This window comes from Dyella sp. SYSU CM1112, from assembly GCF_058216415.1.
In genome coordinates, this window is record NZ_JBZEGI010000013.1 from 1 (window position 1) to 22,980 (window position 22,980).

General features: G+C 57.2%; 21 protein-coding genes. 14 read left to right on the top strand and 7 right to left on the bottom strand.

The window, feature by feature from the left end:
• On the top strand, window positions 1-913 hold a 913-nt coding region (locus tag AC4HNJ_RS16725; RefSeq protein ID WP_490480736.1), incomplete at its 5' end, for an RHS repeat-associated core domain-containing protein.
• A complete protein-coding gene (locus AC4HNJ_RS16730) occupies window positions 910-1,527 on the top strand; it encodes a hypothetical protein (RefSeq protein WP_490480737.1) in 618 nt (205 codons plus the stop codon). The genes AC4HNJ_RS16725 and AC4HNJ_RS16730, both read left to right, overlap by 4 nt.
• A 294-nt stretch (window positions 1,528-1,821) precedes the next feature.
• Here the strand turns inward: AC4HNJ_RS16730 and AC4HNJ_RS16735 are convergent.
• A protein-coding gene (locus AC4HNJ_RS16735; RefSeq protein ID WP_490480738.1) for an IS3 family transposase occupies window positions 1,822-2,927 on the bottom strand; the annotation gives its coding sequence in 2 pieces (ribosomal slippage) (window positions 1,822-2,669 and window positions 2,669-2,927; 1,107 coding nt in all).
• A gap of 169 nt (window positions 2,928-3,096) precedes the next feature.
• Between AC4HNJ_RS16735 and AC4HNJ_RS16740 the strand changes: the two genes are divergently transcribed.
• Both AC4HNJ_RS16740 and AC4HNJ_RS16745 read left to right on the top strand, forming a co-directional pair.
• Entirely contained in the window at window positions 3,097-3,573 is a 477-nt protein-coding gene (locus AC4HNJ_RS16740; RefSeq protein WP_490480739.1) for a hypothetical protein, read from the top strand.
• Entirely contained in the window at window positions 3,570-3,977 is a 408-nt protein-coding gene (locus tag AC4HNJ_RS16745) for a hypothetical protein (RefSeq protein ID WP_490480740.1), read from the top strand. Before AC4HNJ_RS16740 ends, AC4HNJ_RS16745 begins: the two co-directional genes overlap by 4 nt.
• 191 nt (window positions 3,978-4,168) lie before the next feature.
• Here AC4HNJ_RS16745 and AC4HNJ_RS16750 read toward each other — a convergent pair whose 3' ends face one another.
• Entirely contained in the window at window positions 4,169-4,969 is an 801-nt protein-coding gene (locus AC4HNJ_RS16750; protein WP_490480741.1) for a hypothetical protein, read from the bottom strand.
• 340 nt (window positions 4,970-5,309) lie between these two features.
• On the opposite strand from AC4HNJ_RS16750, the gene AC4HNJ_RS16755 reads away from it, so the two are divergent.
• Window positions 5,310-7,316 (top strand): CocE/NonD family hydrolase, encoded by a 2,007-nt coding sequence (locus tag AC4HNJ_RS16755; RefSeq protein WP_490480742.1) that lies wholly within the window; start codon window positions 5,310-5,312, stop codon window positions 7,314-7,316.
• A gap of 295 nt (window positions 7,317-7,611) precedes the next feature.
• On the opposite strand, the gene AC4HNJ_RS16760 is transcribed toward AC4HNJ_RS16755, so the two are convergent.
• Window positions 7,612-8,469 (bottom strand): helix-turn-helix transcriptional regulator, encoded by an 858-nt coding sequence (locus AC4HNJ_RS16760; RefSeq protein WP_490480743.1) that lies wholly within the window; start codon window positions 8,467-8,469, stop codon window positions 7,612-7,614.
• A gap of 79 nt (window positions 8,470-8,548) precedes the next feature.
• On the opposite strand from AC4HNJ_RS16760, the gene AC4HNJ_RS16765 reads away from it, so the two are divergent.
• The 3 genes from AC4HNJ_RS16765 to AC4HNJ_RS16775 all read left to right on the top strand — a co-directional run bounded on the left by AC4HNJ_RS16765 (window position 8,549) and on the right by AC4HNJ_RS16775 (window position 11,049).
• Window positions 8,549-9,436 carry an SDR family oxidoreductase gene (locus AC4HNJ_RS16765; protein ID WP_490480744.1) on the top strand — a complete coding sequence of 296 codons (888 nt, stop codon included), beginning with the start codon at window positions 8,549-8,551 and terminating at the stop codon, window positions 9,434-9,436.
• Window positions 9,437-9,500: 64 nt separating this feature from the next.
• Window positions 9,501-10,397 (top strand): SDR family oxidoreductase, encoded by an 897-nt coding sequence (locus tag AC4HNJ_RS16770; RefSeq protein ID WP_490480745.1) that lies wholly within the window; start codon window positions 9,501-9,503, stop codon window positions 10,395-10,397.
• A 202-nt stretch (window positions 10,398-10,599) separates the two neighbouring features.
• The gene (locus AC4HNJ_RS16775; RefSeq protein WP_490480746.1) at window positions 10,600-11,049 is read left to right on the top strand and encodes a cupin domain-containing protein; all 450 of its coding nucleotides are present in this window, start codon (window positions 10,600-10,602) and stop codon (window positions 11,047-11,049) included.
• An 89-nt stretch (window positions 11,050-11,138) separates the two neighbouring features.
• On the opposite strand, the gene AC4HNJ_RS16780 is transcribed toward AC4HNJ_RS16775, so the two are convergent.
• The gene (locus AC4HNJ_RS16780) at window positions 11,139-13,064 is read right to left on the bottom strand and encodes a M61 family metallopeptidase (protein ID WP_490480747.1); all 1,926 of its coding nucleotides are present in this window, start codon (window positions 13,062-13,064) and stop codon (window positions 11,139-11,141) included.
• Between the two features lie 150 nt (window positions 13,065-13,214).
• Here AC4HNJ_RS16780 and AC4HNJ_RS16785 point away from each other — a divergent pair, with 150 nt between their 5' ends.
• Together AC4HNJ_RS16785 and AC4HNJ_RS16790 are read left to right on the top strand one after the other, a co-directional pair.
• The gene (locus tag AC4HNJ_RS16785) at window positions 13,215-13,856 is read left to right on the top strand and encodes a helix-turn-helix transcriptional regulator (protein WP_490480748.1); all 642 of its coding nucleotides are present in this window, start codon (window positions 13,215-13,217) and stop codon (window positions 13,854-13,856) included.
• Between the two features lie 374 nt (window positions 13,857-14,230).
• Entirely contained in the window at window positions 14,231-15,775 is a 1,545-nt protein-coding gene (locus tag AC4HNJ_RS16790; protein WP_490480749.1) for a carboxylesterase/lipase family protein, read from the top strand.
• A gap of 70 nt (window positions 15,776-15,845) precedes the next feature.
• Here the strand turns inward: AC4HNJ_RS16790 and AC4HNJ_RS16795 are convergent, their stop codons facing one another.
• Entirely contained in the window at window positions 15,846-16,739 is an 894-nt protein-coding gene (locus tag AC4HNJ_RS16795) for a glycosyltransferase family 2 protein (protein WP_490480750.1), read from the bottom strand.
• A gap of 523 nt (window positions 16,740-17,262) precedes the next feature.
• On the opposite strand from AC4HNJ_RS16795, the gene AC4HNJ_RS16800 reads away from it, so the two are divergent.
• Window positions 17,263-19,293, top strand: a complete 2,031-nt coding sequence (locus AC4HNJ_RS16800; RefSeq protein WP_490480751.1) for a beta-L-arabinofuranosidase domain-containing protein — start codon at window positions 17,263-17,265, stop codon at window positions 19,291-19,293.
• A 161-nt stretch (window positions 19,294-19,454) separates the two neighbouring features.
• On the top strand, window positions 19,455-20,048 hold the full coding sequence (locus AC4HNJ_RS16805; RefSeq protein WP_490480752.1) for a hypothetical protein: 594 nt from the start codon (window positions 19,455-19,457) through the stop codon (window positions 20,046-20,048).
• A gap of 70 nt (window positions 20,049-20,118) precedes the next feature.
• Here the strand turns inward: AC4HNJ_RS16805 and AC4HNJ_RS16810 are convergent, their stop codons facing one another.
• On the bottom strand, window positions 20,119-20,964 hold the full coding sequence (locus AC4HNJ_RS16810; protein ID WP_490480753.1) for a helix-turn-helix domain-containing protein: 846 nt from the start codon (window positions 20,962-20,964) through the stop codon (window positions 20,119-20,121).
• Window positions 20,965-21,104: 140 nt separating this feature from the next.
• Entirely contained in the window at window positions 21,105-21,662 is a 558-nt protein-coding gene (locus AC4HNJ_RS16815) for a carboxymuconolactone decarboxylase family protein (RefSeq protein ID WP_490480754.1), read from the bottom strand.
• Between the two features lie 455 nt (window positions 21,663-22,117).
• Between AC4HNJ_RS16815 and AC4HNJ_RS16820 the strand changes: the two genes are divergently transcribed.
• Window positions 22,118-22,294, top strand: coding sequence for a MarR family transcriptional regulator (locus AC4HNJ_RS16820; protein ID WP_490480755.1), 177 nt, complete (start codon window positions 22,118-22,120; stop codon window positions 22,292-22,294).
• 21 nt (window positions 22,295-22,315) lie between these two features.
• Window positions 22,316-22,855: an SLOG cluster 4 domain-containing protein gene (locus AC4HNJ_RS16825; protein WP_490480756.1), complete on the top strand. Its 540-nt coding sequence runs from the start codon at window positions 22,316-22,318 to the stop codon at window positions 22,853-22,855.
• Window positions 22,856-22,980: the final 125 nt, after the last annotated feature.

Sequence of the window (22,980 nt, forward strand, 5' to 3'; positions counted from 1 at the left end):
CACGCATGTGTTGGCGCAGAGCACGGGCACGGTGACGTATGTGTACACCGATCCGCAAGGGACACCGCTGGCGGAAGCGGATGCGAACGGCAACATCACGGCGACGTTCGAGTACACGCCGTATGGGACATATGCGCCTACTGGAACGAGCAACCCGGGGCCGAATCCGAATGGGCCGGGGTATACGGGGCATGTGAATGATCCGGAGACGAATCTCGTTTACATGCAGAGGCGGTATTACGATCCGGTGACGGGGAGGTTTCTGAGCACGGATCCGGTCGAGCCTACTGTGGGGAATCTCTTTAATTTCAATCGCTATGATTACACGAACAACAATCCAATTGTTAACATCGACCCAACTGGAAAAAATGCATGTGGGAATAGCCAAGACAGTACTTGTAATGTGATTATTACAATTCAGGACCGGGCAAAAGATAGTAGTGGCCACTACAGTGATGCTTATACTAAAGTCAAATATCAAGCCGACTATAATGCCACTGCTTCGGTTACCGTGAATGGCAAGTTGACAGGCACTTATCTGGTGAAAACGACACCATCAGATTCCTCGAAATATGCAACTGTAGCGAACGGTACATATAAGGCATCTCTTACAGAGCACAGTGGGCAATTGGCAGTTCGCCTACAGCCAACGACTGCAATACCGACTGTGGGGCCAAATCCATCTAGGCGAGATGGTGCGTCGATTGCCGAAGGTATTCTAATTCACAGATCAGGTATCAACAATTTCACGGGTGTTGGGCGAGATGGAAGGGCCGTCTCGGAGGGCTGCCAGGTCGTATGTCGGACAGAGTATGGAAGCTTTTTACATGCGACCGGGATGGCCCCAAGCGCGGGCGCACCCCAGCGTCACTTTACCGTGACAATTGATACGTTGGAGAATGAAAAGCAATGAATCTAAATAAATTCATTGGATTGCTGCTGGTATTTATTTCAGGCGCTTTTATTTGTGACCTATCCTTGGCTGCCGACTTAAGTTGCGACGAACTGAAGTCGTCGATAGACATGGTTCGATCTAATTCAACTGACACACTTACGGGATATAGAGTCGCTGCGGGCAATAGTTACCGTGTTGATGTTATCTTTGCGTTTAAATATTTCGAGCTGAACGACAAAGATATGCGTGCGGGACGTCGGCTATTCAAAATATTGCCCAAAAACGATAAGCAGTATGGGATATGGCTAACGATGGGAGATAGCCTTTGTAATGATGAGAGTGTGGCTGATATGAAGCTACTTGATGAATTTAGTGCGCGCTTCTCGTTATTACTGTCGCGGGCCGTTATGTCTAATCCGGATGAAATGCCACGATATGTGGAATTTTCTCTAATGGCTGCTCAGGATCCTCATAGCGATTTCGCATTGCAGATGAAGCGCGTTTGCCTTGCAAAGCACGAAGCCTTCAAGAGGGCAGTTAAGGGATTATCCATTGCCGACAGGCATTGGTTTGCGGCACACGTGATGCATGTAGACCATTGTAAACCATTGGCATTACCTGAATTGAATTAGTACCAACATCGGCCATCAGCTACTCTGAGAACTCAGATGGCAATGGTCTGAAGTTTGGTTGTTCTACGTCGTTCGGGACGTTTATGACATTGTTGGTCGGAGGCATGACTTTAGCGATTGCCGCAATATGGAATCGATTTGGTAGGTGATCCAAAACGCAAGGGATATTTCCGGCGTGTGGATGCGGGTTACGCGAACCTCGTTGCTTTCTCACCGACGATATGGGTGCGAAAGATTGGGGCAAATTGGAGGTGAAAACGCAACACGGGTATGTGGATCGACGTCCCCCCGCTTTCAGTAGCGGGACGAATTAGAGTCCGGGGTTAACTTTAGCTGCTTTGCATAGGCGTCGGGTGTCAGTCCGCCCAGCGCCTTCTTAGGTCGTTCTTCGTTGTATTCCCGACGCCAGGTTTCGATCTCGGTGCGTGCATGCAGCAAGCTGGGAAACCAGTGTTCGTTGAGGCATTCATCGCGGAAGCGCCCGTTGAAAGATTCAATGTAGGCGTTCTGGTTGGGCTTCCCGGGTTCGATCAGGCGCAGCTGCACACCGCGTTCGTGCGCCCACGCAACCATGGCTTTCCCGCAGAACTCTTTGCCGTTGTCGCTGCGAATAACCCTCGGTAATCCGCGAGTGAGTGCGAGACGACCCATCACGCGCGTCACGCCAATGCCGGAGATCGCTCGCTCAACTTCGATCACCACCGCCTCATGCGTGGCGTCATCGACGACTGTCAAGCACTTGATGACACGCCCATCGGCCGTGCGATCGAACACGAAGTCCATCGACCAGACCTCATTCGGTGCCGACGGGCGGAACAACGGTTGTCGCTCACCTGCCGGCACCTTCTTTCGCTTGCGCCGGCGTACCTGCAGCCTTTCCTCCTGATACAGCCGCTCCACGCGTTTGTAGTTCACCGACTCACCTTCTTGCCGAAGCTTCAAATGGATCATCCCCACGCCATAACGCTTGTGCCGTTGCGCCAGAGCTACGATTCGCTGGCGCAAAGCTACGTTGCGGTCTGGCTGCGCCTGGTAGCGATACGCGCTGGCACTCATGCCCACAATGGCCAACGACCGCCGCTCGCTCAGTCCTTTATCGATCATCTGGCGCACCCACTCACGCCGGGCCGGTGCGCCTACGGTTTTTTTCGCAGAACATCTCGGATGACCTCATTCTCAAGCATCTGCTCGGCCAACAGCTTCTTCAGCCGCGTGTTCTCCGTCTCCAGTTCCTTCAGACGCTTGGCGTCCGGCACGCTCATACCACCGAACTTGCTGCGCCACAGGTAATACGACGCCTCGCTGAAGCCATGCTTCCGGCACAGCTCCTTCACGGGTATGCCGGCATCCGCCTCACGCAGGAAGCCGATGATCTGTTCTTCGGTAAACCGCTTCTTCACGTCCAATCTCCTTCAGTTGGGGGATTGGACTCCAAATCGTTGAGCTACTCAAAAGCGGGGGGACGTCGCGGGATGCACGTTTATGCGTCGAGTTTCGGACAGCTTCAGTAGGATTGCTAGTGGGGCTTTTGGCGATGCGAATGGGTCGCCGACGAGACCGTTAGGCCAGATGCAAGCCACGACTGGCTGCATCAATGGTGCAGTAAACGAGGATCTGGCTACTGCGGCTGCGGCTGCTGCGCCGGTGGCTGATGCGGTACCCGGAGCAACGCTCAGCGCCTGCGTATCAGGTGAGAAGTGCGGTGGCGGCGATTGGGCTATGGGTGTCTTGTTGATGGTTCCTGGCGAAGGAGAAGAAGCAGATGCTGCTTCTATCGTCGTGCACGGTAATTCGGCACTGAGTACTCGTACTGCTTATTTGTATCGGTTAACGGAACTTAATACGGGTGAACTTTTAAAATGGGGTATTTCGAAGAATCCATTTAGACGATATACCCAAGGCTTTATGGAAAGTAAAAGAATCGAACCTATGATTTCAGGATCGCGACGCGAGATGCTAAATTTGGAGCGATGGATCGTAGAGCATGATCCTGGTCCCCTAAATCGGGAATCTTGGGCTGGGAAAAAAGCGGGAGATGTTCCATGAAAGTTGTAGACGATGAGGAGCGGGCGCAGCCTCTCTCTCTTGGTGTAATAATGGGTGGTGCCACCTTAGTCAACAAGCCTTGGGATAGTGCAATTAGAGAATTATCTATTCGCATCAGTGAAGCACGGAAAGGCGTCGATGCGTCTTTGAATTTGAATGTTGTATTTCACGTTCCTGGGAATATGCTGAAGCCCCAGTTCGTTGGGGTACGTACAGGGCGGTTTTCTAAATCCCGGGCTTTACTTATGGTCCAGGTCGCAGTACCGGAGGAAGTGCCACCAGATCCAATGGCCTATATCAAAACTGCCATTCATGCTGCTATTGACGAGGCGGCTCAATGGGCATTGAAGCGCAAAGTACCGATCGATGTTTCCAGGTTACGTTACATACTTGAACGAGCGTAGTCACAACAAAGTAGTGACTTACCCGACCATGCAACCTCCTTTTACGTTGGACTTTCCAGGATGTCCAAACGCGAATTGGCTAATTACCGATTACCGAGCGAGGTTTCTCGAAATTCTCACCTTTTTGTTGGATACCTCCGCAAACCGGCGACGAACATCACACGGCTTATGCCACTGCTTCACTGCACGAGCTATTTGCACCATTCAACGCCCTTGTGCATAAAGAGCTGTGAGCAACTGCTAGGCATGGCCGGAGGAACGGGTAATGCATCGCCTGGTTTCCATCGGCCCAGGCGCTGCAAAATCTCCGGCATTTCCGAGTCGATGACGGGCAAGCGATTGCCGTCGTCATAGCCCGTTTTTCCACGGTAGCGAAGCACCTGTCGATACAGGCCCGAGTGGTCTCGCTGGTAGAGCGTTACATAGTAGGTGTATGGAGCATTGGAGGTCGGATCTACCGCAACAACACTTCCCAGCAGAGGCCCTTTCTCGATGAAGCGCGTTTCCTGGTTGTTGTTTTTGCCCGTGACGTTGAAAAACACAAGACGGAATGTATTGGCCGCGCGATCGTATGCGTAGAGAAACGTAGCTATAGCGCAGTTGCTATTACCGCCACGTGCACTGCAGGTTTTCAAGATCAGCAGCGGGTGCTTGTCGCCCGGAGTCGCGTAAACGATCTTGCTGTCGAAAAGCTGGTAGAACGGCCGGTTTGAGGTATCCATGCCGTATTCGCGATATTTCTTCTGCACCGTCTCTTCGGAGCAGTCCGGTACGAGGTTTTTCACGAAGCAAAGAGACACCGGGCCGCCATTGTCGAATAGATCCGCTGGCCCTGCATCCGGTTCTTTTGCGGCAACCAGTGTCCATTGCGAGGATGCTTTGAAAGCAACCGTAAGATCGACGTGCGCGATGATGGTTGATGTCGTTCCATATTGCGACGATAAAGCGGACAGTACTGCTTGATCTATTTTCGATGCGACGATGATCGGCATGTGTTGCGCATGAACGCTCATCGTTTTCAGGCACATGAATGCGGCGAGCAGCGCTATGGACAGCTGCCGGCGGATGCGACTTGTAGAGGAATGCATGATCAAAGTGTCCATTGAAGGGTGGAGCGTCCGTATACACGGCAATCATGCCACGCGGTTGGGGAAGGAGGACGATCGATAGGAAACGCCAGGTCGGCGCGAGGGTTGCTGTGCGACGGAAGGCCATGATGGCAGCTGACCGCCCGGATCGGCAGGACGCAAAAGCGGCCCTATGCCCTTAGTCATGGTTCTCCTGGACAGCCAGCTGTCCGACACTCGGCGAACAACTCCAGGGGATACAAGCATGCGCCTCACCCAGCTGGCTTCTGCCTTTGCCGGTGCGTTGGCTTTGTTCGCGCTGTCGCTCTCGGTGGCCGACCCGGCCGCCGCGCAACAGAACGATCCCAAGGCGGAATTGATCGCCAAGCGCAATGCCATTGAGAAGGAGCTCGAACAGGTCGCCGTGATCGATCGCAAGGTGATGATCAAGATGCGCGACGGCAAATTGATGGCGGCGGACATTTACCGGCCCAAGGGTGCCACCAAGGTGCCGATCATCTTTGTGCGAACCCCGTACAACTTCAATTTCTGGGACGTGAAACTCGGTGCACCACGCGACATGAGTCGCGAGCTCGAAGCGGTCAAGCGCGGCTATGCCTATGTCGAGATCCAGGAGCGCGGTCATTTCTTCTCGCAAGGCCATTACGACATCCTCGGCATGCCGCTGAGCGATGGCAGCGATGAACTCACATGGATGTCTTCGCAGCCCTGGTCCAACGGCAAAGTGGGTACCACCGGCTGTTCGTCGACGGCAGAGTGGCAGTTGGCGGTCGTGGCGCAGAACGATCCCGCGCTGGCGGCCTTCAACGTACAGGGCTTTGGTGCCGGTGTCGGTCACGTCGGTCCCTACTATGAGCAGGGCAACTGGTATCGCGGCGGTGCGCTGCAGCTGTTGTTTGTTTCCTGGATCTACGACTACGGCATCCAGAACCAGGTGCGGCCGATGTTTCCGTCCGACACCTCGCAAGCAGAGCTGATTAATGCCTCGCACTACTTCGACCTTGCGCCACAGATGCCGCCGGTCGACTGGAACAAGGCGTTCTGGCATCTGCCCGAAAAGGACATGATCAAAGCTGTGGGCGGTCCACCGGGTATCTTCGAGACGCATATGCCGATTGCTACCGGCGGCGACATGATCGCGCGCACGCCCAACGATCCGGCCTGGTATAGGGGCGGCCTCTGGCACGAGACCATGCAGATCAAGAAGCCGGGCCTGTGGTTCATGAGCTGGTTCGACGTATCGGTCTCGCCCAACCTGGCTGCGTACAACGAAGTGCGTCGCACGGCGCCAAAAGCCATCGCCAATGAGCAATACGCGATCATCGCGCCGGTGCTGCATTGCGCGTATACGCGTGCCACCGAGCACACCATGATCGGCGATCTCGACGTAGGCGATGCACGCTTCGACTACAACGATCTCGTCTACGGTTGGTTCGATCACTTTCTCAAAGGCGAAGACAGCCCCATGCTGGATAAGCAGCCCAAGGTCATGTACTACGTGATGGGTGCGAATCGCTGGGAGAAAGCCAAGACCTGGCCACCGGCTGGCGCTGTCACGCAGGACTTCTACTTCACCAGCGAAGGACAGGCCAATACGCTTTACGGCAACGGCAAGCTGGTCGCCGCACCGCCCGGTGCCGATCACCCCGACAAGTTCGTCTACGATCCGGCCAATCCGGTGCCTACGTTTGGTGGCGGCGGTTGCTGCCAGGGCAGTGCGGTGAAATTTGGATCCTATGATCAGCGCCCGCAAGAAACACGCAACGACATCCTGGTCTACGACTCCGAACCCTTCAAGCAGGGTACCGAGGTCAGCGGGCCGATCACCGTCACGCTGTATGTCTCTTCCAGTGCGAAGGACACCGATTTCACCTTCAAGGTGATCGATGTGTATCCCGATGGCCGCGCCTTCAACATCACCGAGAACATCCAGCGCATGCGTTACCGCAATGGTTACGACAAGCCATTGGCGTGGATGTCGCCGGGCAAGGTATACAAGGTCACCTTCCAGCCGATCGACACCAGCTACTACTTTCGTCCCGGTCACACGTTGCGCGTGGATGTCTCCAGCAGCAATTTCCCGCGCTTCGACCGCAATCTCAACACCGGTGGCAATAACTACGACGAGGACAAGGGCGTGATTGCCCACAACGTCATCCATCACGACAGCCAATATCCCTCCAAGGTTACCCTTACGGTGGTGCCGAATGGTCAACCGATGGCGGATGGAAAAACGGCCCATTCCGATTAGGGTGGCAGGAGATGGGACGGAGATTATTCGCTGTTTGTCTCCGTCCTCCAGGTCCGCTCAGATCCGTTGGGTGGAACCGGGTGTGGAACCTTTCATGGGCTGAAACATCGAAATGGAGCGATTGCACATTCAAAACCACTGAAGCACGGGAGATGAGCATGGCCATCTTCAACCGTTCGTGCTTGCTTGCAGCCACGGGATTTGTAACTGACGCTGCCGCTTTTGGCTCCTGCTTTTCTCTTTTGGTTGCCCATGCATAGCAGCTATCGATCAACAGTATCGACGCATCACACCATCAACGTGTAGAAGCCTGCGTCGCCATGAGCGACGCGATCTTCTCCGCATCCGTGGGCGTTGCCGGGTTGTAAACCACCATGCTGAGATCCAGTCGGCCATCGACCGCGAAGGCCGAGTACTCGAAAGAGATCGGGCCGAGAACCGGATGCCGTATATGCTTGACGGTCTCGCCATGCACGCCGCGCACTTCATTGTCGCGCCACATCGCCGCGAACTCGGGACTGAGCCGGCAGAGTTCGTTGACAAGCGGTTCCACTTCCGCCGCCGCCCCTGCGCGGGCGGCGTCCACCCGGAATGCGCCCAATACGAATCGCGCGACGCTTTCCCAATCGTATTGCGCTGCGCGAGCGCGTGAGTCGAGAAAGATGAAGCGGAGGATGTTGCGTTGTTCCGGCGGCAACGAGCCGTAGTCCATCAGCATCGCCGTGGCCGCCCGGTTCCAGGCCACGACATCCCAGATTGCCGTTCTGATCACCGCAGGGCTCGGATCCAGTGCATCGAGAACTCGTTGCAGCCTCGGTGTCACGGCGTCGTTCTTCCGATAGTGCGCTTCGGGCAGACGGCCAAGGCCAAGCAGGAACAAATGCTCTCGCTCGACATCCGTCAGCATCAAGGCGCGGGCGATCCGATCGAGCACATCGGGTGAGGGGGCGCCGCCACGGCCTTGTTCCAGCCACGTGTACCAAGTCGGACTGATGTGGGCGCGCTGCGCGACTTCCTCGCGACGCAAGCCGGGTGTGCGGCGGCGCCCGGCAGGAAAGCCAAGCGCGCTCGGATCAAGCTTCATCCGCCGGTCTCTTAGATAAGTCCCGAGCGGGGTCTCGGTGGCGAGGGAGTCGCTTGTCCTGTTAGTCATCTTACTATGATCAACTCACTACTTTACCGGGATAAGCCTAGCACCGAGATTTGTCTCCAGGAAAGCTGGAGATGTGCTTATGCGTGTGTTTGTTACGGGTGCGACAGGCTGGGTCGGCTCGGCCATCGTGCAAGACCTGCTCGCCGCCGGTCATCAGGTACTCGGCCTCTGTCGTTCGGATGAGAAAGCCGCGGCGCTGGCTACCGCTGGCGCCGACGTTCATCGCGGTTCGCTTGAGGACTTGGACAGCCTCAGGGCGGGCGCTGCAAAAGCAGATGGCGTGATCCACACCGCCTTCCATCATGACTTCTCGAAAATGGTGGAGAACGGTGCACAAGAACAGCGTGCCATTGAAGCGATCGGCGCTGTGCTTGCCGGTTCCGATCGCCCGCTCGTGGTGACCTCGGGCATCGCACTGCTGGCGCCGGGCAGTCTCGCGACCGAAACGAGTACGCCGCGGGCTGCCGGCGCATTTCCGCGTAACCCCGAAGCAGCCGTCGCAGCACTGATGGCGCAAGGTATTCGCGCAACGGCAGTGCGCTTGCCGCCCTCGGTACATGGTCATGGCGACCATGGTTTCGTGCCACGCGTGATCGGTTTTGCGCGCGAGAAAGGCGTCTCCCCGTATGTCGGCGAAGGACTCAACCGCTGGCCCGCCGTGCATCGTCTCGACGCGGCGCGCGTCTTTCGACTTGCTCTCGAACAAGGGACTGACGGCGGACCGTTTCACGCGGTTGCTGACGAGGGTGTGCCGTTCAAAGAAATTGCCGGCGTGATCGGCCGTCGCTTGAACGTACCGGTCGTTTCGCAATCACCGGAACAAGCCGCAGACCATTTCGGTTGGTTCGCCCGCTTCGCCGGCATCGATTGCCCGGCCTCCAGCGACATAACCCGATCGCGACTCGGCTGGGCGCCGCAACAGCCTGGCCTCATCGCCGATATCGATCATCCGGCTTACTTCACTTGAGCAGAACAGGAGCGGTCGCATAGCGATCGCTGACGATATTCCCGATGTAGATGGAGATAGATGTATGCGTGTATTTATTACCGGCGCCACCGGATTCATCGGCATGGCCGTCGCCAAAGATTTGATCGCCGCCGGTCACCAAGTGCTCGGCCTCTGCCGCTCGGACGACAAAGCACCGGCTTTGGCCGCGACGGGCGCCGAGGTTCACCGCGGATCACTTGAAGACCTGGATAGCCTTAAAGCCGGCGTCGCGCAGGCGGATGGCGTGATCCATCTGGCTTTCAACCACGACTTCTCGACGTTTGCGGCGAACTGCGAGGACGATCGCCGTGTGATCAACGCCCTGGGCTCGGCGCTCGCCGGCTCCAGCCGTCCACTGATCGTGACTTCCGGGACCGGACTTGCGAATACCGTGCCGGGTCAGCCCGCCAAGGAAGACAACGCAACGATCGGTTCCAGCGTGATTCCGCGCGCGGCTTCGGAGGAAGCGGCTGCCGCGGTCGCTGCGGAAGGCATCAACGTATCGGTGGTGCGCCTTCCGCAGGTGCATGACACGTTCAAGCAAGGTCTCATTACCCCGATGATCGAGATCTATCGTCAAAAGGGCGTATGTGCCTATGTCGGGAACGGACTCCACCGCTGGCCGGCCGCTTACGTGCTCGACGTCGCCCGGCTTTATCGACTGGCGGTCGAAAAGGCCGAGCCGAACGCGAAGTATCACGCGGTTGGCGAAGAAGGCGTGTCGCTGCGCGATATGGCGCAAACCCTGGGTCGACGCCTGAACTTGCCGGTCAAATCCATCGCACCGGATGAAGCGCCGGCCTTCTTTGGCTGGCTGGCGATGTTTGCCGGGCGTGACTCTCCCGCTTCCAGCGAGCAAACACGAAAAAAACTGGGATGGCAGCCAAACGGCCCCGGATTGATCGCCGACCTGGAGCAGCTGCAGATCTCCGAAACCTGATTGCTGGCAAGTTGCCGAAGCAGCCAGTTGGAGTATGTGCGTGGCCAGGATCTCTGTTGCCGGTACGCACACCCGTGGTTGAGGTGGAGAGAACCTTGTCGAGCGATCGGAGACAACCGGTAGCTCTTCTTTCTTCGCGACTCATGCGGGCATCATCATGCCGTAGCAAAATCGCTTCATGGTCAAATGCGGAGCCGACACCGTGAAGCAGGCGAAAGAATTATTGAAGGCCGTTGATATCGAAGCGACGGAGGCCACGCGCTCAGTCCATACGTTGAATCCGAATGCCGTTCGGCTTAAAAAGCCGGTCGGCGATATCGTGGGTTTGACGCAGCTCGGCGCACACATCATTACGCTTATGCCGGGCCATGAATCATCCGAATACCACCGGCATCTCTATGAGGAGGAGTGCGTATACGTTCTCTCCGGATCGGGCGCAGCGTTGATCGACGATCAGCGCCATGACATCGGCACCGGCGACTTTATCGGCTTTCCTCGACAAGGTGCGGCTCACGTCCTGATCAATACAGGCAACGAACCCTTCGTATTTTTGGTGGTTGGACAACGACTGGAGCAGGATGTGTGCGACTACCCGCACAAGGGAGTAAGGCTTTATGTGGCGGGTGAAAATGAGGCTTACACCAAACTCTGAGGGCGTTCCGGGGCGGCGATAAAGACGGCCGCCCTGCAAGGCACATCGGACCGACGGTGCCGACCCGAATGCCCGCGTAACTGATGGGTTCAGCGTGTTTCGAGCAAGGCGCTGAGCCGGTCGGGTGTGCCAGCGATGCGCTCGAGATGGGGATATCGCAGCCCACCGCTGTAATGAACTGCGATCGTGCGTTTACGTCCATCCATATCCATGCGCAAGCTCAGCGGTTTTGATGCCGATGATTGAATGGCGGTCAGCAAACCGCGCGTCGAAAAAGCTTGGCCATCCACCTCGATCACCTGCACACCCGGCGACAAGCCAGCCTGGAATGCAGGGCTATCCCAGCGAACAGATTGGACTCTGCCGTCCGTACCGATCTGCAAACCGATTGAATAATCGAGATCGATGGCGCCGGACTCTTCCTCATTTTGAAGGAAGGTCTCGGTCGGTACGTCGTTGTATGTAAGTTTCCAACCTGCACGCGCCAGTCCGGCGATGGCGTCCTTCGTCTGGTGACTATGCAGATGCCGATCAAGAAACACAGCCCAGTCATCGGGAGCAACCTGATTCAAGGTGTTGCAAATATCCTGGAAGGTATATGTGCGCGTGGTCTGGCCGCTTTCTCCAGCATCGAAAAAGAGCCGTGCAAAATCATCCAGGCCATGCTTGCCATGACTGAGCTCGCGCAATCGCGCATCGACGTCCAGCCATAGCAGCACGCCTTCGGGATAGTAGTCTTCCCGTCGCTGCCAGTCGCGCCACGCCACGTGATGCTTTGCCATATAGATGGCGTCGTTGGTGCTGTCCTGTAGATCTTTCCAGCTGCGACCGTCGCGATTGGCGACGATGGCTGCATCCATCGCCAGTTTGTCCAGGGTTTGCTGGCGGTCGCGCAGACCTGCACGAGCGGCGAGAACCCGTCCCCAGAATTCGGTCTGGCCTTCATACACCCACAATAGCGATCCCATCACCGGCTGATTGAAAGTGGGTGACCATAAGTCGGCCGGTTCACGCGAGCGGCCATTCCATGCATGTACGAACTCGTGCGCGATTAGGTCAAGATTGTTGAGCTGGCTCGATGGGTTATCGAAATACATGGCGGGAAGATTGTTTTCCCCTTCCTCCAAATGTTCGACGCCTCCACCGGGCGATAGAACGTCGCTCAAGGTGACTATGACGTCATAGTGACGATACGGTGGTGCTCCAAACACCTTCAGCGTTTGGGCAACCAGCGTCTGCATGCGCTCGATTTCCGCGTGCGTGACGGCAAGCTCGCCTTGCGCGTCGGCCAGCACATCCAGCTTCACTGGTTGTGCGTTGTTCCCACTGAGAAAAATCTGGCGTGTGTATCGACCGGCATAGACAGGCGCGTCGATCAGTCGCTCCAGTGTGACGGGCTGAAAGCCGAACGTTCCCTCGTTCTCGCGATGAAACGCCAAGGAGGTGAAGGGGGTAAGTCCGGCAGGAAGTGTGAGCACGGCGGCCACGGGTATATCCCGTACGTACCACCCAGCTGGATAAAGCAGCACCCGTTGCCACGGCACCTCGATCATGTCAGGCCGCAACAAATGAGCCGTGCGCGGTGCGAGAAACTGGAAATCCAGCGCTATGGACTTGGCTCCCCGCGGCACCTTGATGTGAAAGGCATGCATATCAACCGGATCACGCACCCAATCCGAACGCACTCCGTCGATATGCACCATCAGGCCAGCCAGTTCCGCTACCGTCGCGGTAGGCGCATGGCTTGCGGTTTCCCATTGTGGATAGAGCAATACCATGTCGCCCGGCTTTTGAACCGGAATCGTTTCGTGAACGGAAAAAAGCTGGTGATCCGTATCGACCGCCCTGACCGCCAGCTTCATGGTGCCGTTGAAAGGCTTATCCATTGGAATGGGCAAGGCGGGTGGCATGGGTATGGCAACAGGCCCCGAGCCGACGTGCGCCATGGCGGTTCCCGCCATGCACATCTCGGCCAAGGCCGCCAGGGTGAGAGCTGTGAGGAGTTTCCTTTTCATCTCGAGCACAGGTTGGAAGCAGCCGAGGATCATGGACATCGCGCGCATCGTCTGGCGTCTTTTTTTGAATTGGACAAAGTGTCAAGTCTGGACAATATATCCAGGCCGGCGTAGAAACAAGGCAAGAGCCACCCCTCTATGCCGAAAGCCATGGCCAAGATCAAAAAGAACAAACACGCATCGTTAGCGCGTTACTTTTCTATTGCCGATGCCGTGGTCGCTTTGTTCAGGCCGCATGTCGAAGTTGTCATCCACGACCTCGCCACGAATCGCATCGCTTACATTGCCAACGCCAATGCCGTTTCCAAACGACACGTAGGCGACGCTTCTGCCGGCGACAGGTTCGACGACACCATGCTGAAAAAGGACGTCATCGGTCCTTACAGGAAAATCAATCGCGATGGGCGTAATTTGCGCTCGACCACCGCGGTGCTTCGCGATGACGACGCGCGTCCGGTCGGCATGATGTGCATCAATTACGATGTCTCGGCGCTGGAGCGCATCAGCGAACAGGTGGCGTTGCTGGCTTTTCTGCCAGGGTCGCTGGAGCCGCATGCGCCGTTCTTTCACGACAACTGGCGCCAGGCACTTGAGCGTGCCATCCGTGATTTCGAAGTGCATGCCGGTGTCGCTGCTCCCCTGATGGATCCTGACATGCGGCGGCAGTTGATCGGCGAATTGGACGCAGCAGGTCTGCTGAGCGTTCGCAACGCCTCTTCCGTGGTCGCCAGGCGCATGAGCATGTCGCGTGCCGGGCTATACAGCTATCTCAAGGCGATCCGGGAAAGCTAGAAATCGCGTGGTTACCTTGCGCTTCTTCACTTGGAAAGTCTCGACAATCTTTCAAGCGAGCTCGCGCGCGTGATGGCAGATGAGCAACGCATATCGAATGCACATACGCATGGTCAGTGCGTCCGGCTACTCATGGGTAAACGCGCCCGCGGAAGTCGAGAGGAGAGGGTGGCTAAGAGCTTGAGGATGCTATTCGACGCATCCCGTGCGATCGCGCTACGATTCCAGCGGCCACACTGCTTGACTAGCCGCCGATCACTCCGGCGAGTTGAATGGAAGACGGTGTCCGTGATGAGACGGCACACCACCACACGAAGAGCTTGATCATGTGCATTGCACTTACTCGTCCACGTTGCGTTCTTCTGGGCTTAGCCATGCTGGTTGCGGCCGCGCCGGTCTTGGCTTCCGGGCAGGCCCCCATCGCGAACACCGACACAGGTCGTCTGTCCGGTATCCACGACGCCAAAACCGGATTGAACGAATTCAGGGGCATTCCGTATGCGGCGCCGCCGGTAGGACCGTTGCGCTGGAAGCCGCCGCAACCTGCGGTTGCATGGACGGGTGTGCGACACGCCGATCACTTCGGCCCGCGCTGCATGCAACGTCCCCTGTTCAGCGACATGGTGTTCCGCTCCGACGGTATGAGCGAGGACTGCCTCTATCTCAATGTATGGACGCCGGCGCATAGTCCGAACGAAAAGTTGCCGGTGCTGGTGTATTTCTACGGTGGCGGTTTTGTTGGCGGTGACGGTTCGGAGCCGCGCTATGACGGCGCCAGCCTGGCGCAGCGCGGGATCGTGACGGTCACCGTGAACTATCGATTGGATGTGCTCGGTTTCCTGGCGCTGCCGGCACTCGCTGCCGAGTCGCCCGAGCACGCTACCGGCAACTACGGCTTGCTCGATCAGCATGCAGCCTTGCGCTGGGTCCAGCGCAATATCGCCGCCTTTGGCGGCGATCCGGATCAGGTCACCATTGGCGGTGAATCGGCCGGTTCCATGTCGGTATCGGCGCAAATGGCTTCGCCGTTATCCAAAGGATTGATGCAACGCGCGATTGGCGAAAGCGGTTCCGTGCTCGGCAATCTCAAGCCACGGCCGTTGGCGTTGGCAGAGCGTGACGGCGAGACATTTGAACAGCGCGCCGGCGCGCATTCGCTGGAGCAGTTGCGCGCCATGAACGCCGAGGCGCTGCTCAAGGTTGCCGGCGAAAAAGGCGTGCCCGAATTCGTGCCCACTATCGATGGCTATTTCCTGCCCCGATCACCCGAAGCGATCTATCAGGCCGGGGAGCAGGCACATATTCCGTTGTTGGTCGGTTCGAATTCCCAAGAGGGCTATTACACCCACGTGCTGGGAAAACGGGCGCCAACACCGGCGAACTATCGCATGGCCATGGAACGGAGCCTCGGCAAGCATGCGGCCGAAGCCTTGACGCTCTATCCGGCGCAAAACGAAGCCGAAGTCAGAGCGTCCGGCACTGCATTCGCCGGCGACCAGTTCATTGCCTTTTCGACTTGGCGCTGGATGCAAATGCAGCGCCAGACCGGGCAGTCGCCGGTGTATTACTACTACTTCACGCAAGCGCGTCCGGCCAAGCGTGATGGCAGTGCCGGTCCGGATGCTGGCGCTGTGCACAGTGGCGAGATCGAATTTGCGCTGGGCAATCTCCCCGGCAACCATGTCTACGCTTGGACCCCCACCGATTACCGCGTCTCGGCCATCATGGAAGGCTACTGGGCGCGCTTCATCAAGACCGGTGACCCTAATGGCCCAGGGCTCCCGAACTGGCCTGCCACGGCAAGCAAGGACGGTGGCCTGCTGCGTCAGGTGATCGGTGCCGATACGCATACCCGTGTCGACCATAACGCGGCGCGCTATGAATTCCTGCAATCCATCCAACCCGACGCACATCTTTGAGAGCGAGTGCGGTTGGAGGGTTCTGCGGACATCCGGCGAACTCAGACGGTAAGCGTACAGAAGAGCGTGCTTAGCCCGGCTGCGACTTGTAGATAATTTGCCTTTGCGCATGCAACCTCAAGCTCATGCTGCGTCGTAACCGTGCCAGTACGCCCACGGCAAGGGCAAACAGGTATTCGGGTGGATGGATAAGGCCTTCCTGCATGAGTCGACGGCGCATCACGCGTCGCGCTCGGTGGATCGCTTCGACGTTGTCGCTGAGTCCATGTTCGCCAGGGCCACGTTTATTCCAGAGGGCGAGCACTTGATTGATCTTCGCGCAGCGATAGCCGGAAAACAGAATCTGCGACCACAATAGATAGTCCTCCGAGTACCAGACTCGTTCGTCAAAACGAAACGGCAAGTCGCGGCGCAGTACCACCGAAGCCGTCGGAAAAGGATTGTGAAACAACAGGCGTATCCGCCCGATGATTGCTGCTTGCCACGGTTCTCGCGATTCGGGGAAAGCGGTTCCGCGGGGTTGCACAAGCATCCGGTGTGCAATCAGTGCGAGGGACGGATCTGCTTTGAAGGCATCCATCTGCAGCTCCAGCTTGCGTGGAGCCCAACGATCATCGGCATCGAGAAAAGCAATATAAGGCTGTGCGGCGTGCTCCCATCCGACATTACGAGCGCAGGAGGGGCCGCTGTTCTTCGTCAGCGCAATCACCTTGATCCAGCCGTTCTCATAAGAGGCAGCCATTCGCTGCAAGGCAGCGAGCGTCCCGTCACCACTGCCGTCCTCTACCAGCAACACCTCTGAAGGAAGCCGTGTCTGCGCTGCGATCGACGCGACGGCATCATCAATGGTCGCCGTGCAGCGAAAGCAAGGGACCACCACACTTACCGGAGCTCGCGCAGTGGAGGATGGGGTGTCATTCGATCTACCCGACTCGCCGACTGCAATCGTCGTTTCATAATGCATGATGATATCCCCACAGCCGCCAGGCACCCATGGGCGCGGCTGCCCGCTTGCTGATTGCACAATGATGTCTGGCGCCCCCAGCGCCTGTTCTCGCGTCCACATTGGTTTACGCCGGCTCGGGTAATGCCGACATGAAAGGTGCATCGATCGGATGTGTTCACGCCGATACAAGGCAAGGGCGCAGGCGGCATTCCATCCGAACGCTTACGGCGCCTGCGTGGAATAGCGACAGGAAGCACTCTCGTCGATTCGTCGAGAGACAATCGGATCTCAGTCTTGTCCCATGCCAATGGCCGGACATGGGCACGGGTCGGTACATTGCAGCGTGGGTGTAAGCACGCTGTCTTCGAAAGCGATGAGCGCATCACCTGTATGACCATGCTCGACGGCCATTCCCATCGCTCGCTACAGTGCCGGACTGCCGTCGCGCATAACGCCATTCCGAGTTGTTTTTACGGGGTTATTTGTATTTGTCTGATAATTGAACAACACTCGCGGGATGCCGTACACCGAGAGCCGAAACATGTCTCAGCCTACCCCGATGAGTCGCCGAATCTTTCTGCAAGGCATGGCTTTGGCGGGCGCCATGAGTGCAATGACATTCCGGCCACTCGCGATGGCTTCGGCCCCGACGGCCGGCGCCGTAGCAGGTGGTGCGCGACAAACACCACTATTTCCACGAGCGCCCCTGATGCAGCAACCTTTTGCGCTGCTTCCCGCTGGCTCGATCAAGCCTCGTGGCTGGTTATTGCGACAGCTGGAAATTCAGGCGAACGGATTAAGTGGCCACCTGGATGAGTTCTGGCCGATCGTAGGGCCGGACAGCGGCTGGTTGGGCGGCAAAGGCGAGTCATGGGAAGACGGTCCGTATTTCCTCGATGGCTTGGTTCCCTTGGCCTGGCAGCTGGATTCGCCCACGCTCCAAGCCAAGGCGATGCGCTTTATCGACTGGACGCTGGATCATCCATGGGACAACGGCATGTTTGGCCCCCAAAGCAACAACGACTGGTGGCCGCGCATGGTCATGCTCAAAGTGCTGACCCAGTATCAGGAGCTCACCGGCGATCCCCGCGTGATGCCGTTGATGACGCGTTATTTCCATTACCAATTGGAAGCAATGCCAAAGCGCCCCTTGCGCGACTGGGGCCGCATGCGGTGGCAGGATGAATTGATCTCGGTGCTATGGCTTTATCAACGCACGCACGATCCCAAGCTGCTGGAGCTTGCGCACTTACTCAAACAGCAAGGTTTTGATTGGCAGCGTGCTTTCGCTCATTTCCGCTTTACGCAAAAAGTCGATGTAAATGTGTTGCGCAAACAGGGCGGCGGGGGTGATGTGCTTATGGAGGACCTCGGGCTGCAAGTGCATGGCGTAAATAACGCACAAGCGTTGAAAGCCTTGCCGGTGTGGTCGATTGTGTCCGGTAACGCAGCCGATCGCGACGCTATCCATCATCAGCTGCAGATGCTCGACACCTATCACGGCCTCCCTAACGGCATGTTTTCCGCGGATGAACATCTGGCAGGCCGCAGCCCGTCGCAAGGCACCGAACTTTGCACCGTGGTCGAGACTATGTTCTCCCTGGAATTGGCGTTGGCCATTACCGGCGATGCCGCACTGGGTGACCGCTTGGAACGCATTGCCTTTAATGCCTTGCCGGGTGCGCTGACCGATGACATGTGGGCGCATCAATACAACCAACAACCCAACCAGGTCGAATGCAGCCTGCACCGCCAACCATGGACCAGCGACGGCCCGGAGTCGAATCTGTTTGGACTGGAGCCCAACTTCCGCTGTTGTACCGCGAACTTCCATCAAGGCTGGCCCAAATTCACCAACAGCTTATGGATGGCGACGGCTGATCAGGGTTTGGCGGTCATGAGCTACGCGCCATGCACCGTCAACACCGTCGTGCGCGACGTGCCTGTGATCGTTGAGCAAGTCAGCGATTATCCTTTCCGGCACGTGGTGAGCATCACCATCAAGCCACAGCGTGCGCTGGCCTTTCCTCTTCGTTTGCGCATACCGGTGTGGTCGCAAGACACACGCATAACGGTCAATGGCAAAGCGGTAGAAGCGACTTCAGGTTTTACGGCGATCGAGCGCACCTGGACACCGGGCGACACGGTTGAAGTGCATTTCAACGCCGAAGTGAAAACCGAGCGCGGCTACAACGGTGCGCTCAGCTTCAGCCGCGGTGCCCTGGTCTATGCGTTGCCGATCAAGGAGAACTGGCTGATCTGGCGCAAGCGCGGCCCGACGAATGACTGGCAGGTGTATCCCGGCTCGCGCTGGAATCTGGGCATCAAGCCCGATGTGCGCGTCGCTGTCAGTGAACATCCCATCGGCGACACGCCTTTTGCCGGTACTACGGCTGCCGTGCAATTGACCCTGCAAGGGCGCTACGTACCGGACTGGAAGGCCATGGAGGGGAGCGCGGAACCGGTGCCGGCCGAGGCCGAACCTTCCATCGACGAAGCGCAGCAAGCCATCACGCTGGTGCCTTACGCAGGGGCCAAACTGCGTATCACGGCATTTCCCGCGCTGGGGTGAGCGCGGCCATCGTCCTTATTGAGCACCTACGAGGCCATAGCCAGTACGGTCGATGACGGACAGGATATGCGCCCGTCCATCGCGAAATCACCGCATGGAATTTGCTATAACCAAGCAGGAAACGGATCAGGCCGTCTCTTGGGACATAGAAGGGGGAGCAAATGGCCAGCGATGAGCGTCGCAAACGTGTCTATATCTTCGTACCGTTTGATCAAAAGCATACGGGATCGGAAGAAAGCCACGACAATCCTACCTACAACGCACAGCATTGGGCGGCCGTCAGGAATGGCGCTGCGTCAAAGAATAAAACGAAGGAATACATTCCTGTCCTGGGTCAGAAAGCGTTCGACAGAACGACCTTCGAACCGGGCGACCGCGTATATGTCCACGCGCACGGGGGCGACTGGGGAGAGCTTTTCGCCAGGGGCGGCAAGTCATCCGGTAAAGAGAAAGCGGGAATAGACAAACATACGCCCACTTCCTTATGGACCAGCATGAACAAGAATGCTTCTTTTCATGCACTCAGTGATCCGGGCGCTTCAAAGCCGCTCGATCTTCGTATTGCCGCATGCCATAGCGGTGACGCAGGAAGTTTCAACAAGCAGTTTTTGGAGTTGGACGCGTTAAAAGGACGGCACGTGCAGCTCAAAGGCAAAGTGGGCGCGTTCAATGCCAATACCGGCAGCATCACGCGAGGCGGTACCGGGCGTCCTTCTTCCAAGGGGCTGACTGTCACCTCGCCCGATAAGAAGTAACTCGGTGTCTGGCATAACCGTTTAACCGCCTCCATGGGTGGCTTGGAGTCCATTCCAGTTACGCGCCGGATCACGCCGACGTTTGCTCGCCCGACATCCACTGTACGTGAAGCGTCTCCGTGTCTTCATCCGCTGGGTACATGCATTCAATGCGTAGTTCCTGCGCAGCGACACTTTGCGGTGCTCCTACCGTGGTCACCATTGAAAAATAGCGCAGCGTTTTGCCGTCTTTGTGAAATCCCAAGGGAATCATCGGTAGATCCGACGCTGGTCCAACGAATCCCGGTAATCGCCATGATGCATCCACGCCCGGATAAGCAAATAGTTCATCGAGCAAGGTCTGGGTTTGCTCGTCCAGGACGTGTCCGATGGCTTCCCGATAGATACGCTGGATAAGGCTTCGGGCTACCGTCTCCCAATCCACCACGAAGGGGCGCATACCATCGGGATCAAAAAGGAGATGCACTATGTTTCGCGGTCCGGTCCGTGCGGCCATGTCTATAAACGAGCCAAAAAAGCGCGGTGAGGATTCATTGGTGATCAGTACGTTCCAGTAGCGATCCATGACGATGGCGGGAAATGGATCGTGCTGGCGAAGCTTGCGATCAAGCGCGCGCGTAATGCCCTGCATCTCTTTGGCATTCCAAGGAGCTTCCGAATAGATCGGCGCATAGCCAGCTGCAAGGAAGACGGCGTTTCGTTCGCGCAAGGGAACATCCAGCGACTGGACGATGCTCATCAATGCCTGGCGACTTGGCACACTGCGACCGCTTTCGATAAAGCTCAGGTGTCGCTGTGAAATGCCCGCGTCCAGCGCCAATGCCAGCTGGCTGGCGCCACGCAACTCTCGCCAATATCGCAGCAACAGCCCCAAATCATTGGGGGGACGCGCTCGCGCGGTACGAATGGTGCTCACAAGATGCTCCCGTGCGTCCAGCTGGTGGTGTCAATGATGATCGCCTGGATCGTGATATGTGCCCATTGGTTTGAATGTCCACCCGGTTTGGAGAGGTTGCTCACCAGAGCAGCCTCTCTTGGTGGCAGTCAGCCGAACGATCAGGTGGTTGCCGCATGCCACCGATAGGCCTGGAAAGTTTCCTCCAGCGGCGGATGGGTAACATTGCCGGTGTAGTTGGTGATGGTGGACGCGGCAACGATAGCGATAACTTCCAGCAGATGTCGTTCATCAAAGCCGGCTTTCAGGAAAGCTGACTTATCTCGATCGTCGAGATGCCCGCGCTTTTCGATAAGTGCACGTGCCAGTGTAGAGATTGCGTTGCTCTTGATACCTTGCGGACTCTGGCGTTCGCGGATTGCGTTGATATCCGCTTCATCAACACCTTCCTTCATAGCCAGGAAGGAGTGGAATGCCACGGCCCAGGTGCATGCGTTGGTGACAGCATTGGTGAGCAGAACGATTTGAATTTCCGGCTCGGAAAAACTGCCGCCATGGACGTTGCCAAAAAGTCCGACCAGACTGTCGATCAGCACAGGAGACGTTGCCATGGCGCCGGCAATATTCGGAAGGGTGCCGAACGCACCCTGCAAGGCCTCAAGAGAAGGCTTGGATTGCGTGGGCGAAGATTCGATCGTATGAACGGGGAAAGCGGGCACGGTTTGACCTCTTTATAGGGACTGCATCGGATTCGATGGCGGTAAAGCCACCTTATGCGCGTGGATGCAGCGAGCCAATTACCTGCGAGGTAATGCAGTGCCGTCTTGGCAGTGTCACGAGATCTCTCCGCGGCGGTGTCGCCGGGAAGACCCCGCGCTCCGGAGAGCCGGCAGCCAGTTGGGCTGCAGGCGGCAAATAGTAAAAAATAGTGATTATCTGACTTGTTGACCATAACGTTCTCCCGCCGCCAAGAAGAACCGCATGATCGACGCCTGCGCCGAGCAACCTAGTACAAAACTGTCGTTATTCCAGCGCTGTTGCCTCACGCACACGCTCCCTGCGGTGCAGTGATGCGCAAGGCCCTGATTGAGATGGACTGCGGTGACATGCCGAAGAACGGCATGTATGTGATCGGCGGCCTGGCCATGGTGCGAGTGGTCCGCTGCTCGGGCAATTGATCCGCGAGCTTGGGGTATCCAAGCAGGGCGCCGGGCAATGGGTGGATACGCTGGTGGAGCGTGGTTACTTGGAACGCTCCACGGATACGGAAGATCGCCGCAAGATCAGCATCACGCTCAGCTCTCGCGCAAGGTTCCTTTCGACGATAGAGTTGAGCGGATGTTGCGATTGAAGACCGACTACAAGGACAGCCATGATCAGTCATACACGCCAACCTCAAGTATGCGTATTGGGAAGTGCGGAACCGGGGACCAGGGCGTATGACCTAGCTGGAGAGGCAGGGGAACGACTCGCTCGTTTAGGGATCACCGTGGTCAGTGGATGCGGAAGTCCCGCAACCCGCGTAGCGGCACAACGTGCGCAAAATGCCGGGGGAGTCGTTGTCAGCATTATCCCAGGCGATGAGATGCCGGCCTCAGACTGGCCGGCCACGATCGTCATACCCTGCGGCATGGGTGACGCCAGAAATCTGCTCACGGCGCTTGCCGGTGATGCATGCATTGTCATCGGAGGCCGAGCAGGCACTATCTCGGAGGTTTGTCTGGCGTGGCTTCACCATCGACCGCTGCTACCGCTCATAGGTTGCGGTGGTTGGTCTGACGGGTTGCTCAAGAACCCACCGGATGAAAGACAGAATTCGCCTATCTTGCCCTGGGATTCCGCGGAAACTCTTGAGCAGCAACTCAACGCACTAGGTTTGATCAGGCCAGTGATAGCCACCGCCGGACATTGAATATCCGTTATCAAGCAAGACGGTCTGAAAACACAAGGCGCAGCTTTCACTGCAGGCTTTCACTCAAGTGAGCTGGGTGGATTCACTTGTAAGGCGCCTATCGATTTATAACAAGAGCTCGCTGA

Excerpts from the sequence above, each read along its gene's own strand:
- AC4HNJ_RS16730 (WP_490480737.1), top strand. The coding sequence starts at position 910 with ATGAATCTAAATAAATTCATTGGATTGCTGCTGGTATTTATTTCAGGC.
- AC4HNJ_RS16800 (WP_490480751.1), top strand. The coding sequence starts at position 17,263 with ATGTCTCAGCCTACCCCGATGAGTCGCCGAATCTTTCTGCAAGGCATG.
- AC4HNJ_RS16795 (WP_490480750.1), bottom strand. The coding sequence starts at position 16,739 with ATGCATTATGAAACGACGATTGCAGTCGGCGAGTCGGGTAGATCGAAT.
- AC4HNJ_RS16770 (WP_490480745.1), top strand. The coding sequence starts at position 9,501 with ATGCGTGTATTTATTACCGGCGCCACCGGATTCATCGGCATGGCCGTC.
- AC4HNJ_RS16780 (WP_490480747.1), bottom strand. The coding sequence starts at position 13,064 with ATGAAAAGGAAACTCCTCACAGCTCTCACCCTGGCGGCCTTGGCCGAG.
- AC4HNJ_RS16750 (WP_490480741.1), bottom strand. The coding sequence starts at position 4,969 with ATGCCGATCATCGTCGCATCGAAAATAGATCAAGCAGTACTGTCCGCT.
- AC4HNJ_RS16755 (WP_490480742.1), top strand. The coding sequence starts at position 5,310 with ATGCGCCTCACCCAGCTGGCTTCTGCCTTTGCCGGTGCGTTGGCTTTG.
- AC4HNJ_RS16760 (WP_490480743.1), bottom strand. The coding sequence starts at position 8,469 with ATGACTAACAGGACAAGCGACTCCCTCGCCACCGAGACCCCGCTCGGG.
- AC4HNJ_RS16745 (WP_490480740.1), top strand. The coding sequence starts at position 3,570 with ATGAAAGTTGTAGACGATGAGGAGCGGGCGCAGCCTCTCTCTCTTGGT.
- AC4HNJ_RS16765 (WP_490480744.1), top strand. The coding sequence starts at position 8,549 with ATGCGTGTGTTTGTTACGGGTGCGACAGGCTGGGTCGGCTCGGCCATC.
- AC4HNJ_RS16740 (WP_490480739.1), top strand. The coding sequence starts at position 3,097 with ATGCAAGCCACGACTGGCTGCATCAATGGTGCAGTAAACGAGGATCTG.
- AC4HNJ_RS16790 (WP_490480749.1), top strand. The coding sequence starts at position 14,231 with ATGCTGGTTGCGGCCGCGCCGGTCTTGGCTTCCGGGCAGGCCCCCATC.
- AC4HNJ_RS16805 (WP_490480752.1), top strand. The coding sequence starts at position 19,455 with ATGGCCAGCGATGAGCGTCGCAAACGTGTCTATATCTTCGTACCGTTT.
- AC4HNJ_RS16785 (WP_490480748.1), top strand. The coding sequence starts at position 13,215 with ATGGCCAAGATCAAAAAGAACAAACACGCATCGTTAGCGCGTTACTTT.
- AC4HNJ_RS16825 (WP_490480756.1), top strand. The coding sequence starts at position 22,316 with ATGATCAGTCATACACGCCAACCTCAAGTATGCGTATTGGGAAGTGCG.